The 14,632-nt window shown below is 60.6% G+C and carries 15 protein-coding genes; 3 read left to right on the top strand and 12 right to left on the bottom strand.

Annotated elements, in window-relative coordinates; translation table 11 throughout:
* Nucleotides 1-142 precede the first annotated feature (142 nt).
* The 12 genes from AC3IUE_RS11350 to nac all read right to left on the bottom strand — a co-directional run bounded on the left by AC3IUE_RS11350 (nt 143) and on the right by nac (nt 9,909).
* Nucleotides 143-976, bottom strand: a complete 834-nt coding sequence (locus tag AC3IUE_RS11350; RefSeq protein ID WP_223569805.1) for an ABC transporter substrate-binding protein — start codon at nt 974-976, stop codon at nt 143-145.
* A 56-nt stretch (nt 977-1,032) separates the two neighbouring features.
* Complete coding sequence (locus AC3IUE_RS11345) at nt 1,033-1,761, bottom strand: amino acid ABC transporter ATP-binding protein (protein ID WP_193901681.1); 729 nt, start codon at nt 1,759-1,761, stop codon at nt 1,033-1,035.
* Nucleotides 1,762-1,784: 23 nt separating this feature from the next.
* Nucleotides 1,785-2,528: an amino acid ABC transporter permease gene (locus AC3IUE_RS11340; RefSeq protein WP_489267399.1), complete on the bottom strand. Its 744-nt coding sequence runs from the start codon at nt 2,526-2,528 to the stop codon at nt 1,785-1,787.
* Between the two features lie 6 nt (nt 2,529-2,534).
* Nucleotides 2,535-3,236: an amino acid ABC transporter permease gene (locus AC3IUE_RS11335; RefSeq protein ID WP_193864040.1), complete on the bottom strand. Its 702-nt coding sequence runs from the start codon at nt 3,234-3,236 to the stop codon at nt 2,535-2,537.
* 119 nt (nt 3,237-3,355) lie between these two features.
* Entirely contained in the window at nt 3,356-4,108 is a 753-nt protein-coding gene (locus tag AC3IUE_RS11330; RefSeq protein WP_265044614.1) for an SDR family oxidoreductase, read from the bottom strand.
* A 131-nt stretch (nt 4,109-4,239) separates the two neighbouring features.
* Nucleotides 4,240-5,007 carry a LamB/YcsF family protein gene (locus AC3IUE_RS11325; protein WP_193901675.1) on the bottom strand — a complete coding sequence of 256 codons (768 nt, stop codon included), beginning with the start codon at nt 5,005-5,007 and terminating at the stop codon, nt 4,240-4,242.
* Nucleotides 5,008-5,023: 16 nt separating this feature from the next.
* Complete coding sequence (locus AC3IUE_RS11320) at nt 5,024-5,428, bottom strand: acetyl-CoA carboxylase biotin carboxyl carrier protein (RefSeq protein WP_489267396.1); 405 nt, start codon at nt 5,426-5,428, stop codon at nt 5,024-5,026.
* Nucleotides 5,429-5,440: 12 nt separating this feature from the next.
* Complete coding sequence (locus tag AC3IUE_RS11315; protein ID WP_193864041.1) at nt 5,441-6,412, bottom strand: 5-oxoprolinase subunit C family protein; 972 nt, start codon at nt 6,410-6,412, stop codon at nt 5,441-5,443.
* Nucleotides 6,409-7,080, bottom strand: coding sequence for a 5-oxoprolinase subunit PxpB (gene pxpB / locus AC3IUE_RS11310; protein ID WP_193864042.1), 672 nt, complete (start codon nt 7,078-7,080; stop codon nt 6,409-6,411). The genes AC3IUE_RS11315 and pxpB overlap by 4 nt, the downstream gene beginning before the upstream one ends.
* A complete protein-coding gene (gene accC / locus AC3IUE_RS11305) occupies nt 7,077-8,429 on the bottom strand; it encodes an acetyl-CoA carboxylase biotin carboxylase subunit (protein ID WP_489267395.1) in 1,353 nt (450 codons plus the stop codon). The genes pxpB and accC overlap by 4 nt, the downstream gene beginning before the upstream one ends.
* Before the next feature lie 31 nt (nt 8,430-8,460).
* Nucleotides 8,461-8,889: an acetyl-CoA carboxylase biotin carboxyl carrier protein gene (locus tag AC3IUE_RS11300; RefSeq protein ID WP_193864044.1), complete on the bottom strand. Its 429-nt coding sequence runs from the start codon at nt 8,887-8,889 to the stop codon at nt 8,461-8,463.
* Nucleotides 8,890-9,003: 114 nt separating this feature from the next.
* Nucleotides 9,004-9,909, bottom strand: coding sequence for a nitrogen assimilation transcriptional regulator NAC (gene nac / locus AC3IUE_RS11295; RefSeq protein WP_193864045.1), 906 nt, complete (start codon nt 9,907-9,909; stop codon nt 9,004-9,006).
* A gap of 309 nt (nt 9,910-10,218) precedes the next feature.
* On the opposite strand from nac, the gene AC3IUE_RS11290 reads away from it, so the two are divergent.
* The 3 genes from AC3IUE_RS11290 to AC3IUE_RS11280 all read left to right on the top strand — a co-directional run bounded on the left by AC3IUE_RS11290 (nt 10,219) and on the right by AC3IUE_RS11280 (nt 14,375).
* Nucleotides 10,219-11,427: an aspartate transaminase gene (locus AC3IUE_RS11290; RefSeq protein ID WP_193864046.1), complete on the top strand. Its 1,209-nt coding sequence runs from the start codon at nt 10,219-10,221 to the stop codon at nt 11,425-11,427.
* A gap of 9 nt (nt 11,428-11,436) precedes the next feature.
* On the top strand, nt 11,437-12,981 hold the full coding sequence (locus AC3IUE_RS11285; RefSeq protein ID WP_193864047.1) for an MFS transporter: 1,545 nt from the start codon (nt 11,437-11,439) through the stop codon (nt 12,979-12,981).
* 62 nt (nt 12,982-13,043) lie between these two features.
* Entirely contained in the window at nt 13,044-14,375 is a 1,332-nt protein-coding gene (locus AC3IUE_RS11280; RefSeq protein WP_489267394.1) for an OprD family porin, read from the top strand.
* Nucleotides 14,376-14,632 lie beyond the last annotated feature (257 nt).

Below are 14,632 nucleotides of genomic sequence, written 5' to 3'. Positions count from 1 at the left end.
CTTATCAGATTCCGGCCTTCCCCGATGCGCAGGGATTAGTCAAATTTTCTAGCTAGACCACATAACGGACATTCATCGGGATTGAGTTTTCAAGTGGACAACTCATCGTTCAAGAAGATTTCCGCGCAACAACTCACCACGCTCAAGGCAAGGGATCGAACTTCAAGTCGCTAAGGCTCTGCACTTTGTCCTCACGCACCATTTTGTAGGCGGTGTTCGGGCCAATCCAGCGGTCCCAGATCGCATCGATCTCCCCGGCTTTTTCCATCGACGCCAGCGATTCGTTGACCTTGGCCAGAAACGCTGGCTCATCCCGGCGCATGCCCGCGCCAATCGGTTCCAGCGCCATCGGCTCCTTGGCCAGTGCCAGTTCGACACCACTTTCCTTGGCCTGACCGACCAGTTTCAACGCGGTCATGGTGTTGGTCACCAGGCCCACGACCTTGTTTTGCTGCAAGGCCATGTAGGCCGAGCCGGTGTCCTGGAATGTTACCGGCGTGGCCCCGGCGATACGGATCGACTGCTCGGACGTCGAGCCTTTGGTGGAGCTGATGCGTTTGTCCTTGAAGAAGCTTTTCGGTTGATCGGCGTTGACCGCGCGCACCACCAGGGTTTCCTTGGCGATGTAGTACGGATCGCTGAACTGGATCTGTTCGGCGCGGGTCTTGGTGTAGGCCAGGTTGGCGAAGATCACATCGACGCGCCCCATTTTCACCTCAGGAATCCGTGCTTCCACCGACAGCGGCTTGAGCTCCAGTTCAACGCCCATGGTCTTGGCCAGGGCCTTGCACAAATCGACGTCCATGCCCACCAGTTCGCGGGTTTTCGGATCAGGCGCCGAGAACGGCGGCACGTCGGCGTAGACACCGCAGCTCAATGACTTCTTGGCCATGATGTCGCTCAATTGATCGGCCTGGGCGACCGCAACAGCCAAAGGACCTAACGCCAGCGTGACTAACAGATGCTTCATACGCATGGAAAAACTCCGGGGATGGGAAAGTCGAATGGCAGAGCAAGCAAAACCGCTGCGGCTCAATGAGCCCGCAGGTCGGCGATAAAGCGTTGCGCGCGCGGGTGCGCGGGCTGATTGAAGAAGCTCTCGGGCGTGCTCTTTTCCAGAATCTGACCCGCGTCCATAAACCAGATGGTGTCGGCGACTTCACGGGCAAAGTTCATCTCGTGGGTCACGCACATCATGGTCATGCCCTCCTTGGCCAAGCCTTTCATCACACTCAGCACTTCGCCGACCATTTCCGGGTCCAGCGCACTGGTGGGTTCATCGAACAACATCACTGGCGGCTCCATCGCCAGCGCCCGGGCGATTGCCACCCGCTGCTGTTGACCGCCGGACAACTGCGCCGGATAGGCCCCGGCCTTGTGGGCCAGGCCGACCCGATCCAGCAATTGCATGGCCTGTTGTTTGGCAGCCGAACCTTTCAGGTTGCGGATTTTGCTCGGCGCCAGGGTGATGTTTTCCAGCACTGACAGGTGCGGAAACAGGTTGAAACTCTGGAACACAAAACCCACCCGGCTGCGCAGTCGGTTGATATGAGCATCGGTGCCGTGGACGTCCTGGCCGTCGAACAGGATCTGGCCTTTCTGAATGTCTTCCAGGCGATTGACCGTGCGGATCAACGTCGACTTGCCGGACCCTGACGGGCCGCACAACACCACCACTTCACCGGGTTTCACCTCGGCGGTGATGTCGGTCAGTGCGTGGTACTCGCCGTACCATTTGTTGATGTTAGAAAACATGATCATTGGATGCATGGACGCAACCCTCTTCAATTATCGATGGCCAGCAAGGGGTCGGCAGCCACGGCCGGACCGCCGTTGCCCAGACGCTTGCGAGCGATACGGCGCTCCACCCAGCCGGCCAGATGGGTCAGGCCAAAACAGAGCAGGTAGTAGATGATCGCCAGGATAAAAAACACCTGAAACGGCTTGGTCAGTAACTGGTTATTGACCTGGTTGGCAGCGAAGGTCACTTCCTGGACATTGATCACATAGCCCAGCGAGGTTTCCTTGATGATCGAGATGAACTGGCTGATCAGGCTGGGCATCGCGTTGTAGAGCGCTTGCGGCAAGATCACCCAGATCGTCGTGCGCAGGTAACCGAGGCCGAGTGCGCGGGACGCTTCGTACTGACCCGGCGGTAACGCCTGGATGCCGCCACGAATGATTTCGCACAGGTAGGCGCTCTGGTAGATCACCAATGTGCAGAGCATGGTGACGAACCCGGTGATGTTGTGGCCGATCAGCAATGGCACCAAGAAGTAGGTCCAGAAAATCACCATCAGCAGCGGAATACCCCGCAGCACGTACACCCAGACCGTGGCCGCCCAACGCAGGCCCTTCCACGGCGAAACCCGAGCCAGCGCCAGCAGCAAACCAAACGGGAATGCCAACAACAGCGACAGCGCCGCCAGAATCAAGGTGCTGGCCAAACCACCCAGCGGGCCGTGCGGGTACTGGCCGATCAGAAACAGCGTCCAGTTGTTTTGCACAATCGAGAAGAGATCGAACATGCTCGTCTACCTCGCCAGCGCTTTGTTGAAGCGTCGCGCCAACAGCGCGCCGAGCCCCATCAACAGCAGTGAAAAGACCAGGTAGAACACCGTGGCGACCAGGTAGGACTCGAACGTGCGGAAGGTGTAGTTCTCGACTTCGCGGGTGACGTAGGTCAGTTCCACCACCCCGATGGCCATGGCCAGGCTGGTGTTCTTGAACAACAGCACCGTGTGGTTAATCAGCGATGGCAGGCAATTACGCACGCCTTGCGGCAGGATCACGTAGCGCATCGAACGCACATAACCCAGCCCCAGCGCTCGGGACGCTTCGGTCTGCCCAGCCGGTATGGCGCGCAGGCCACTGCGGATGTCTTCACAAAAATACGCCGCCTGACACAAACCCAAGGCAATCACCGAGAACAGGTATTCAGTGCTGTAGTTCGCCAGCCACAGCTGAGTGGATTCGCTCAGCAGCGTCGGCACACCGAAGTACCAAAGCATCAATTGCACCAGCGTCGGCACGTTGCGGTGATAGGACACGTAACCCGCCACCAGACGATCGGCGAGCTTGTTGCCCGTCAGGCGCACGGTCACCAGCAACAGCGCGAGGGCCATCGCCAACAGCCAGGCGAACAGCGCCAGCTGCAGAGTTGTTTCGATGCCCTTGACGATCAGCTCGGCATATTCGCCTTGCAGAACCGCGGCCAAATCGAAGTCATGCTTCATGGTCAATCCCTACGGGCATTGGGCTAGGGCAGAAATAAAATGCGTCTGGCGAGCCATGACGTGGGTACCGCATGACGGATTGATCCGTTCTTCTGGGGGCGTCCGTTGCAGGGAAAATCTCAGCCCTGATAATCCTGCGGGCGAGCCGTGGAAAGACCGCCGGGCACTTGCAGGGTCGGGGTGATTTCCATGTGCCCGACGTTGACCGCAATCGGCGCGGCGATGGCAAACGCGATGGCGTCGGCGATGTCCTTGGCCTGTGGCAGCTCGAAACCTTCGACGAAGCGCTTGTAGGTCTCTTCGGAGTCGCCGTGAACGTGGGCGAAAATGTCGGTGGCGACGCGCCCCGGACAGATCTCGGTGACCCGAACCCGCTTGCCGAAGGCATCGATGCGCAATTGCCGAGACAGCATGCTCACGGCGGCTTTCGTCGCGTGGTACGTGGAGTTGCCGCCGAAGTTGTACGCGGCAGCAATCGAACTGATGTTGATGATGTGGCCGCAGTCGCGTTCAACCATCCCCGGCAACGCCAGGCGCGCCAGGTGCAGGACCGCCCGCAGGTTGACGTCGATCAGCAAGTCGATGCCTTCGGCGTCCGCCTTGAGAATCGAACCCGGTTTATCGACCCCGGCGTTGTTTACCAGAATGTCGAACTGCTGGGTTTCGAACAGACGGGTCAACCCGGCCAGGTCGGTGACATCGATGGCATGTGCGATACAGCCGGTTTTAGCCGCCAGTTCTTGCAGCTTGTCGGCGCTGCGAGCCAAGGCATGGACCTGCACGCCTTCCTGACACAGGCGCTCGACGACGGCGGCGCCAATCCCGGAAGAAGCGCCGGTCACCAGCGCGGTTTTGTAATCTGAAAATGGCATGGATCTGTCCTCGTATTACGTGTGCGGATCACTCGGTGATCGCGATGACTTCGACTCTATCCAGCCCTGAAGCCGTGGACCAAGACGGAATGACTGTGTGGCAATAAGCCCTGCTTATGACCGTGCAACCGTTACGCCAACAGCTGCGAAATTGGCGTGATACAGCCGCCCGCCAGCTCGATTTCTCGACGGATGGTGCGGGCCAGCTCCACCGCGCCAGGGGTATCGCCGTGCAACAGGATCGAATGCGCCGGCACCGCGATGTGCTTGCCGTTGAGAGTGGTCACGGTGCCCTCCTCCAGCAACTGTCGAACCCGTTGCAACACGGCCGCCGGTTCCTTGATCACCGAGCCCGGCACCTTGCGCGGCACCAGCAGGCAGTCGTCGTCGTAGGCGCGGTCGGCCAGAAACGTCGTGGCGACCCGCAACCCACATTTGTCAGCGGCGTTTTCGATGGCCCGACTGCTCGATGAGCTGATAATCAGCGTCGAATCGAACGCCGCCACCGCACAGACCAAGGGTTCGGCCAGCGCCGCGTCGGCTGCGACCATGTTGCCCAGCGCCCCGTGAAAACTCATGTGGGTCATGCGATGGCCATTGACCGCCGCCATACCGGCCAGCGCACCGAGCTGATACACCACGTAGGTCGCCAGTTCCTTGAGCTCGATGTTCATCTGTCGCCGGCCAAAACCCATCAAATCGGGGAAGCCCACATGGGCGCCCAGATCGATGCCGCCGGCCTTGGCCAGGCGCACGGTGTTATCCATGATCAGCGGATCACCGGCATGGAAACCGCACGCCACGTTGGCCGATGAGATCAGGCTCATCAACGCTTCATCTTCACCCATGCGCCAGGGACCGAAGCCCTCGCCCAGATCAGCGTTCAAATCAATCTTCATCACTTGCCCTCACTCGTCATGCCGCGTCCAGGCGCATGAACGCCTCGCCAAATCCCACCGTCGTGCCACACGCCGTCAACACCGCCGCCAGCCGTCCGGCCTTCTGGCTGCGAATCGGCAACAGCAGATCGCCGACTTGCAGCAACGCGACCAGTTGCCCTGGCTCCACCCGACTGCCGACCGATACCAGCACCTCGCTCTGTTGCGGGTGCGTCAGCAGCAATCGGCCCAGACCGGGGGTCTTCAACAGCTGTTCATCGGGCGCCTTCAAAGCCTCTGGCGCCGTGATCTGAACCGGTGCCGCGACCTCGTCGACACAGCGCTTGAGCACCAAATGCAGCCCCGGACGACGGATTTCCGCGCCAGCCAGGTGGGTCTCCTTGAGCCACACCGCCAACTGGCGGATTTCCTGATTTGTCATGTCTGAATGTCCTTAGCGCGAGGCTAGCCCGTGAAGGTTGACCAAGCGGCTGACCTCCGCGAGATAGCGCGAATTGTCTTCCCGGGCCGCGACGGCTTCGGCATAGCTGCATTCGATAAACCGCACTTTGCTGCCAATCGGCGCCTGGCCCAGACGCCACAGGTCGGCCTCGATCACGGTGCCGAATTTCGGATAACCGCCACTCGGTTGCGCGTCGCGCATCTGGATGATCGGCTGGCCACCGTGGGGCACCTGAATCACGCCGGGGACGATGCCGTGGGAACGGACTTCCATCGGCGCCTTGGGCAAGATCGGCGCGCCTTCGAGCCGGTAGCCGTAGCGGTTGCTCTGGGTCGTGACCTTCCACTCGCCAGCCCAGAACGCGGCACGGGATTCGTCCAGAAAGCACTCGTATTCAGCCGCAGGCAGTACGCGCATCGCCGGCAATCCATCGCGTTGCAACGACAGCGCCTGACTCGGGGACACGACCCCAAAATCCGTTGGCAGCGCACTCATGCCGGGACGCAACGCCGAGATCCGGTCGCCCTGCTGCAAGGCCCGCCCCTGCAAACCACCGAACTCACCGCGCAACTGAGTGCTGCGTGAGCCGAGCACCTGCGGCACGTCGACACCGCCGGCCAGACACAAGTAGGCGCGACTGCCGGAGGTGGGATAGCCGAGGCTCAGCACCTGGCCTTCCCGAGCCTGCGCCACCCAGAATGGCAACAATGGCTGACCGTCGAGGGTGGCTTCGCAAGCCGCACCGGTGAACGCGAACGCACAGTCCTGCGTAAACCGTACTTCGAATGGAAACAGCGGGATTTCGATCGCCGCCGCGTCCTCAGGATTACCCAGCAGCAGATTGCCCAACGCCAGCGCCAAATGGTCCATCGCGCCGGAAGTCCCGACGCCGTAACCGAGGCTGCCAAAGCGGCCGAAGTCCTGCACCGTGGCCAAAGCGGTGGCCGATAAAATCTCGATCATCGAATGATCCTCTCGATGCGCAAACGCAACATGTCGCCCGGCCTGAGCATCGCCGGAGGGTTTTGGGTCGGGTCAAAAAAAGACATTTCAGTGCGGCCGATGGTGTTCCAGCCGCTGGGGCCGGCCGAGGCGGAGACGCCGGTCTGCACCCCGCCAATCGACACCGAGCCGGCGGCAATGCTGATCACCGGCACTTGGCGTCGTGGCGTGGCCAGGCGCGAATCCATGCCACCGAGGTAGCAATAACCCGGGTGGCTGCCCAAGGCGTACACCGGGTACAACGGCTCGCAATGCAGGTTGGCGATGGTCTCGATGTCCAGCCCGGTGTGCGCCACCACATCATTGATGTGCGGGCCGAACTCGCCGCCGTAGACCACCGGCAATTCAACAATCCGACCTTCCAGTGGCAATGGCTGACTGACCTCCCACGCTTCCAGCAATCGCTCGCACAACCCATTGAGGTCACGCGGCGGCTTGATGAACGTCAGCATCAGGTTGTTCATGCCCGGGACCGCTTCGTGGATCTCGGCCCACTCCCCGGCCTGCAAGGCCAGGCTCCAAATGCGTTGTTGCGGTGCCAGATCGAGCTCGCCCGGCGCTTCGAATAACAAAGCCGTGGACCCCAGCAAGCTGATGTGCGGACGCGGCGAAACAGATGCTGTGTTCATGTCGGACTCCGTTGTTGCAGCCAGCGCTCCAGGTGATGAATGTCCACGCCACCGGCACAGAACGCCGGGTCTTCGAGAATGTCGCGGTGCAAGGGGATATTGGTCGAGATGCCTTCCACGACCAGCTCACTCAGGGCGAGGCGCATCCGCGCCATCGCCTCATCGCGCGTCGCGCCGTGGGTGATGACCTTGGCCACCATTGAGTCGTAGTAAGGCGGCACTCGGTAACCGGTGGTGACGTGGGAATCGACCCGCACACCAAAACCACCGGGGACTTCCCAGCGTTGAATCAGCCCCGGCGTCGGCATAAAGGTGATCGGGTCTTCGGCGTTGATCCGGCATTCCAGCGAGTGGCCATTGAGCTGCACGTCCTGCTGACGCAGCTCCAGCACTTCGCCGCGGGCCATGCGCAATTGCTGTTGGACGATATCGATGCCGGTGGTCATCTCCGTCACCGGGTGTTCGACTTGCAGGCGGGTGTTCATTTCGATGAAGAAAAACTCACCGTCCTCGTACAAAAATTCGAAGGTGCCGACGCCGCGATAGCCGATCTGCCGGCACGCGGCGGCACAGCGTTCACCGACCTTGGCGATCAGTTCCGGATCAATGCCCGGCGCCGGCGCTTCCTCGAGGACTTTCTGGTGCCGACGCTGCAACGAGCAATCGCGGCAACCCAGCCAGATCGCGTGGCCATGGGCATCGCATAACACCTGGATTTCGACATGCCGTGGATGGCCGAGAAACTTCTCGATGTAGAGTTCCGGATTGCCGAAAGCCAACCGCGCTTCTTCACGGGTCAGGGCGATGGCGTCGAGCAATTCGCTCTCTTCCTTCACCACGCGCATGCCACGACCACCACCGCCGCCGGCGGCTTTGACGATCACCGGGTAACCGATTTCACGGGCAATCGCCTGGATGCTGGCATCGTCAGTCGGCATTACCGAATCCGGCCCTGGCACGCAGGGCACGCCGGCTTCGCGCATCGCCCGTTTGGCCGCGACCTTGTCGCCCATGGTGCGAATACAGGCCGCGCTCGGCCCGATGAAGGTCAGCCCCGCATTTTCGATACGTTCAGCAAACCCGGCGTTCTCCGACAGAAAACCGTAACCCGGATGAATCGCTTGCGCGCCACTGACCTTGGCCGCGAACAGCAGCGCTGCCTGGTTCAAGTAACTCTGGCTGGGTGACGCCGGCCCGATGCACAGGGCCTGATCGGCGTTTTGCACATACTGTGCGTGGCGATCGGCCTCGGAGTGCACGACCACGGTTTGTATCCCAAGGCCGCGGCAGGCACGCTGAATGCGCAGGGCGATTTCGCCACGGTTGGCGATCAGCACTTTGTCGAACATTGAATTCACCTGAAAGAGGATGGGCTTTGGATCAGCCGAGACGGAACAGCGACTGTCCGGCTTCGACTTCGGCGCCACTCTGGGCAAGGATCGCGGTGACCTGACCGGCGATTTTGGCCTTGACCGGGTGGAACATTTTCATCGCCTCGAGGACCGCCAGGGTTTGCCCTGCTTCGACCTGATCGCCGACAGCAACAAACGGTGCTTCCCCTGCGGCGGGCGTCAGATGCAGGACGCCATACAGGCTGGCCTTTATCTCGGTAGCGGCCATCGCCGGGGTGCCTGACGTGGGCAAATCCGCGGTCGGTGTCGGCGAAGGCTCAGCCATCGACTCGGTCGTCACGACCTTCCCGGCCTGCTTGAAAAGGCGAATCGTACTGTCGCCTTCGGTCAGACTCAGTTCGAGCAGATCGGATTCGGCGAGCAAATCGATCAACCCCTTGATGCGTTCTGAATCCATGCGTGGGCCCCTGCCTGTCGAGCGTGTCTGAGTGGATAGGGTCAATGTAGCGACCCCGTCCAACGGCTACCAAGACGCTTTGGCTTTGGGGTGATAAGCCGTCCTTATGACCGTTCAGATCAAGCTGCCGCGCATCTCCGCGACCAGTTCCAGCAGGATCGCCTTGACCGCTTGAGCCGGCACCGACAACGGCAGGTGACCGGACAGACACAGTGCCAGGGGCGCCTCGATTTCGGGCTCGACAATTCGGCACATGTGCACCGAAGTGCCGGCGACCATCACCCGCGCCGAGGATTCGGGCAGGATCGTCGAGCCAAAGTGCTCGGCGACGGCGGCGGTCAGGGTGATCGACGATTCGATTTCCGCCACCACCCGCGCGCTCATGCCAATGCGCTGGAAGGCTTCATCCGCCAGCCGCCGCATGACGTTGTAGGGGCGCGGCAGGAGCATGTCCATGTCGGCGAGTTCAGCCAGGGGGATCTCGTCGAGCGCACTGACTGAAGGGTCGGCACTCACCAGGTACAGGTTCTCTCGCAGCAGCGAAACGAAGCTCAAGCCATGCACTTCGCGCCCTCCATACAGCACCGCCATGTCCATCCGGCCGTTCATGATCAACTCGCTCAATGTGGTGCCGAAGTTTTCATTGAGGTACAGCAAAATACCCGGATGACGCTCGCGCACCCTGCGCAACAGCGGCAAGGACAGCGTCGATGCGGCGGTGCCCGGCGCCAAGCCGACCGACACCTGCCCGGACAAGGCATGCCCCGTGGCATTGATGTCGCTCTGAGCCTGCTCACACTGGCGCAAAATGATCTGCGCATGACCGTAGAGCACCTTCCCAGCCTCAGTCGGGGTGACGCCGCGTTTGGTCCGAATCAGTAACTGCTGTTGCAACTCAGCTTCCAGCGTGGCCAGTTGCTGACTGAGTGCCGGTTGCGCGACATGCAGCACATCGGCGGCCTGGGTCATGCTGCCGATATCGACGAGTTTCACGAAATACTTCAAACGGCGCAGATTCACGTTGGCGGTGCTCTTGCTCGAAAAAGGGAGACAGCCCTCAGGCTTTAGCAAGAGCCAGGCCAGCCCGAAACCTCGCGCGCGTGGTTAATGCCAAGGCTCAACCATAAGCCTTTGCTATGGCTGGATCGTAGTTACGTTGATCGACACCCGCCACGGGCACACAGGGCTGAACGCACCGTCTTGGTGCGATGACTGTTCAGTTCCAGCCATAAGCGATTCCTATCCGACCAGAACGATCTCATCTTATGGCTGCCTGGTTAGCGGCTCGTACTGTAGGACCTCGTCAACGTCATCAACGAGGAACGACACGTGACCGCCTCCCGCATCGCCGCCCGTGTGCAACGCATCAAGCCGTCCCCAAGCAGCGCCGCTTCCGACCGTGCGAACGAACTTCGCCGGCAGGGCAAATCCATCATCAATCTGGTCGTCGGCGAGCCGGACTTCGATACCCCGGTGCACATTCGGCAAGCGGCCAACGCCGCCATCGAACGTGGCGAGACGCGTTACACGCAAAATGCCGGCACCCCGGAATTACGTCAGGCGATTATCGACAAGCTGGCACGGGAAAATAGCCTGACTTATGGTGCGAATCAGATCCTGGTCACCAGCGGCGCGAAGAGTGCGATTTTCAATGCCTTCGCTGCCACGCTCGGCGCGGGCGATGAAGTCCTGATTCCGGCGCCGTACTGGGTGTCGTACCCCGACATGGTGCTGGCTTGTGAAGGGGAACCCGTCACCCTCGCCTGCCCGGAAGAAAACGCTTTCAAGCTGACCCCGGATCAGCTGCGCGGCGCGATCACCAAACGCACTCGCTGGCTGCTGCTCAATTCCCCCAGCAACCCGACCGGCGCCAGCTACAGCGCTGCCGAACTGCGCGCCCTGGCCGATGTGCTGCTCGACCATCCGCACGTATTGCTGATGACTGACGACATCTACGAACACATCCGCTATGAAGGCCTGGACAACCCGCACATCCTAGCCATCGAACCGGCGCTGACCGCGCGCACCGTGGTGGTCAACGGGGTGTCCAAGACTTACGCCATGACCGGCTGGCGAATCGGTTATGCCGCCGGCCCAACCGATTTGATCGGGGCGATGGCGACCCTGCAATCCCAATCAACCAGCAATGCCTGCTCGGTCAGCCAGGCCGCAGCGGTCGAAGCGCTCAACGGTGACCAGACTTTCGTCAAGGACAGCGTGGCGGTTTACCAGCAACGTCGGGATCGCTGCCTGGACTTGCTCAATGCCATCGATGGCTTGAGTTGCCGCAAACCCGATGGGGCGTTCTATCTCTATGTGAACTGCTCGGGCTTGTTGGGCAAATCGACCACTCATGGCAAGCGCCTGGACACCGATTACGACGTGGTCATGTACCTGCTGGAAAACCAGGGTGTGGCCGTGGTAGCCGGGACCGCGTATGGATTGGCGCCGTTCTTCCGGATGTCGATCGCCACCGACATCAAGACCCTCGACGAAGGTTGTTCGCGGATTGCCGCTGCCGTTGCGGCGCTGGGCTGAGGACCGATAATGACCGCGGCCCCCCACTCTCCCCTGAGCTTCAAGCAGGCTCTGCTGGCAATGCTCGGCATCTCGCTGGTGCTGATGCTTTCGGCGCTTGATCAGACAGTGATCGGCAACGCCTTGCCGAGCATCGTCGCCGAGCTAAAGGGTTTTGAGCTCTACGCCTGGGTGGCCACGGGGTACATGCTGGCGTCGATTGTCACCATCCCGATCTTCGGCCGACTGGGCGACTACTACGGGCGCAAGCCCTTCGTGATCGCCGCCACATTGATCTTCACCCTGGCTTCGCTGGCCTGCGCCGTGGCCAACGACATGCTGTGGCTGGTGATCGGCCGCACCTTGCAGGGCGTCGGCGGCGGTATGTTGATCGGCACGGCGTTCGCCTGCATCCCGGAACTGTTTCCCGACACCCGCCAACGCCTGCGCTGGCAGATGTTGCTCAGTGCCCTGTTCAGCGTGGTCAACGCCATTGGACCTGGGTTGGGCGGCTATTTGACGGGGGCCTATGGTTGGCGCTCGGTGTTCTACATCAATCTGCCGCTGGGCTGCCTGGCGTTGTTTTTTGCCTGGCGCTACCTGCCTTATTACCACCCGCAGCAACGGGCAAAAATTAGCCTCGACTGGCCGGGCGCATTACTGATCGCCTTGGTGCTGGGTAGCTTGCAATTGTTCGTTGAATGGTTGGGCCATTCCAGTCTGATACTGAGCGCGGCGCTGGGACTGAGCTGCATCGCGGCGACCCTTGCCCTATGGCACTGGGAACGACGCTGCCAGCACGCGCTGCTGCCGGCGGCGTTACTCGGATTACCGAGCATGCGCCTGTTGTTTCTGCTGTCGGTGGCCGCCGGGGCGATCATGTTTTCGTTGTTGTTCTATCTGCCGCTGTTACTGCAAGGCAGCTACGGCTACTCGCCGCAGGATGCCGGCCTGCTGATTACGCCACTGGCCCTGAGCATCACCCTGGGCGCCATCGTCAACAGCCGCATCGTCACCCGTTTGCGCAATCCAAACCTGTTGCCGCTGGGTGGTTTTGTCGCGCTACTGCTGGCATGCCTCGGGCTGGCCATCGCCGGACGCAGTGCTTCGTTTAATGCGCTACTCGGCTTGATCCTGCTGGCGGGGCTTGGCCTGGGCTTCATCCTGCTGAACCTGACGGTCTTCACCCAGACCCTCGCCGATCGCCAGTTCCTCGGCATCGCTACCGCGCTGACCCAATCGCTGCGCCTGGTCGGTGGCTTGCTGGGAACAGCCGGAATGGGTGTGTTGGTCAACCTGCTGTACAGCGCCAACCTGCAACGACTTTTTATCGCCCAAGCGCACATGGACGGATTGGCCTTGTACGCAGACCCGCAGGTACTTCTGCGTCCCGATGCCGCCCAGCTCGAACACCCGCAATGGCTGAACCTGGCCCGCGATGCCCTGGCCCAGTCGGTGGGCGTCGGCCTGCTGCTGTGCGCCGGGCTCGGCGTGTTGGCGCTGTTCATCCTGTACCGCTTGCCGCCCGTAAGACTGAACGTCTTGCCGGCCACCGTTGCTCCTGAAAAACAATAAAAACCTTACTGCCGCTTTTGACTGCCTCTCACAACACTCAACAACTCATGGGGATGACTCCGATGGAGCTTTTCAATCGCGCACCTAAAGTAATGGCCGGCATTTGCGGCTTGATCATCGCTCAACAGGGTTACGCCGCAGGCCTGGTAGAAGACAGCAAGCTCAGCGTGCTGGCCCGCAACTTTTTCAGTAATGCCGACAACCGCAGCGGTGCGGCCGCCCCCAACTACACCCAGGAGTGGGGCCAGGGTTTCATCGCCAACTTTCAGTCCGGTTTTACTCAAGGCACCGTCGGTTTCGGCGTGGATGCCATCGGCATGTTCGGGGTGCGGCTGGACTCCGGCAAAGGTCGGCACTACAACCCTGAAAGCAAGGCCTTCAACGGCAACATCTTCCCGACCGACAGTGATGGGCGTGCCGTGGATGAGTTCGGCAGCCTGGGCCTGACCGCCAAGGCGAAGTTCTCCAACACCGAACTGAAATACGGCACGCTGGTGCCGATGTTGCCGGTGGTGATGTCCACCGACCGCATGCTGCAACAGACTTTCAATGGCGGGCAGATTCAGTCCAAGGACCTGGAGAATTTCACCTTCACCCTCGGCCAGTTGGAGCATGTCAAAGGTCGCGGTTCGAGCAACCAGATGGGCATGTCGATTCCCGGCGCGAACAACGCGCAGACCGGCGAGTTCGTGAACAAGTTCTACTACGGCGGCGTGGATTACAAAGCGACCAAAGACCTGACATTGCAGTACTACTACGGCAACCTGCAGGACTTCTACAAACAGAACTTCCTCGGGCTCAAATACGATATGCAGGTCGGCCCGGGCACCCTGCGTACCGATTTGCGTCACTTCGACAACCGCTCTGATGGCGCCAACGGCCATGACCCCGCGTTCTACACCTTCGGTTACTACGGCAACGGCGTCACCAAGGGCAAGGTCGACAGTCGCCTGGACAGCGCGCAATTCACTTACCTGGTGAACGGCCACACCTTCGCCGCCGGCCTGCAACAAGTCAGCGGCGACAGCGATGCGGTCTGGTTGAATCAGGGTGACGGTTCCACCGCCTATTTCATGACGGAGTCGATGATCGGCAAGTTCCAGCGCGCCGGGGAAACCACTTGGCAGGTTCGCTACGGTTATGATTTCGCCAGGGTCGGGGTTCCGGGTTTGAGTTTCCTAGGCATGTACGAAAGCGGTTCGAACATCCGTACCCCGACAGGCGACAAAAGCGAGTGGGAACGCAACCTGACGGTGAGCTATGTCATTCAGCAAGGGCCGCTGAAGGACCTGAGCATTGCACTGCGCCATGCGTCATTGCGCACTGAAGTGTCGACACAACGCGATAGCGACGAGCATCGGGTGATCGTCAGCTACCCGCTGAACATTCTGTAAGGCAATGAAACCCGGCGTAAACGCCGGGTTTCGGCTCCTTCTTTATGCTCATCGCTCCGACAAACTCTCATTTGAGGAACACCTGAGCATCATCGTCAACCCGTATTTATCTGGTTCAATTCAACTGAGCACGAATAGAGGTTGCCCAAAAACACAATGCCAGATAACAACAATTTTCAACTCCTGCAGTGAACTGACCGAAGAAAAGCGATTCCTCACGTCTCGCTTTTCTTACTGCTATCCCCACCCTTTAACTT

The sequence above is a fragment of the Pseudomonas sp. GL_093 genome, assembly GCF_057837605.1.
The sequence above is the reverse complement of the archived record's forward strand: the minus strand, read 5'-3'. Positions and strand labels throughout refer to the sequence as shown.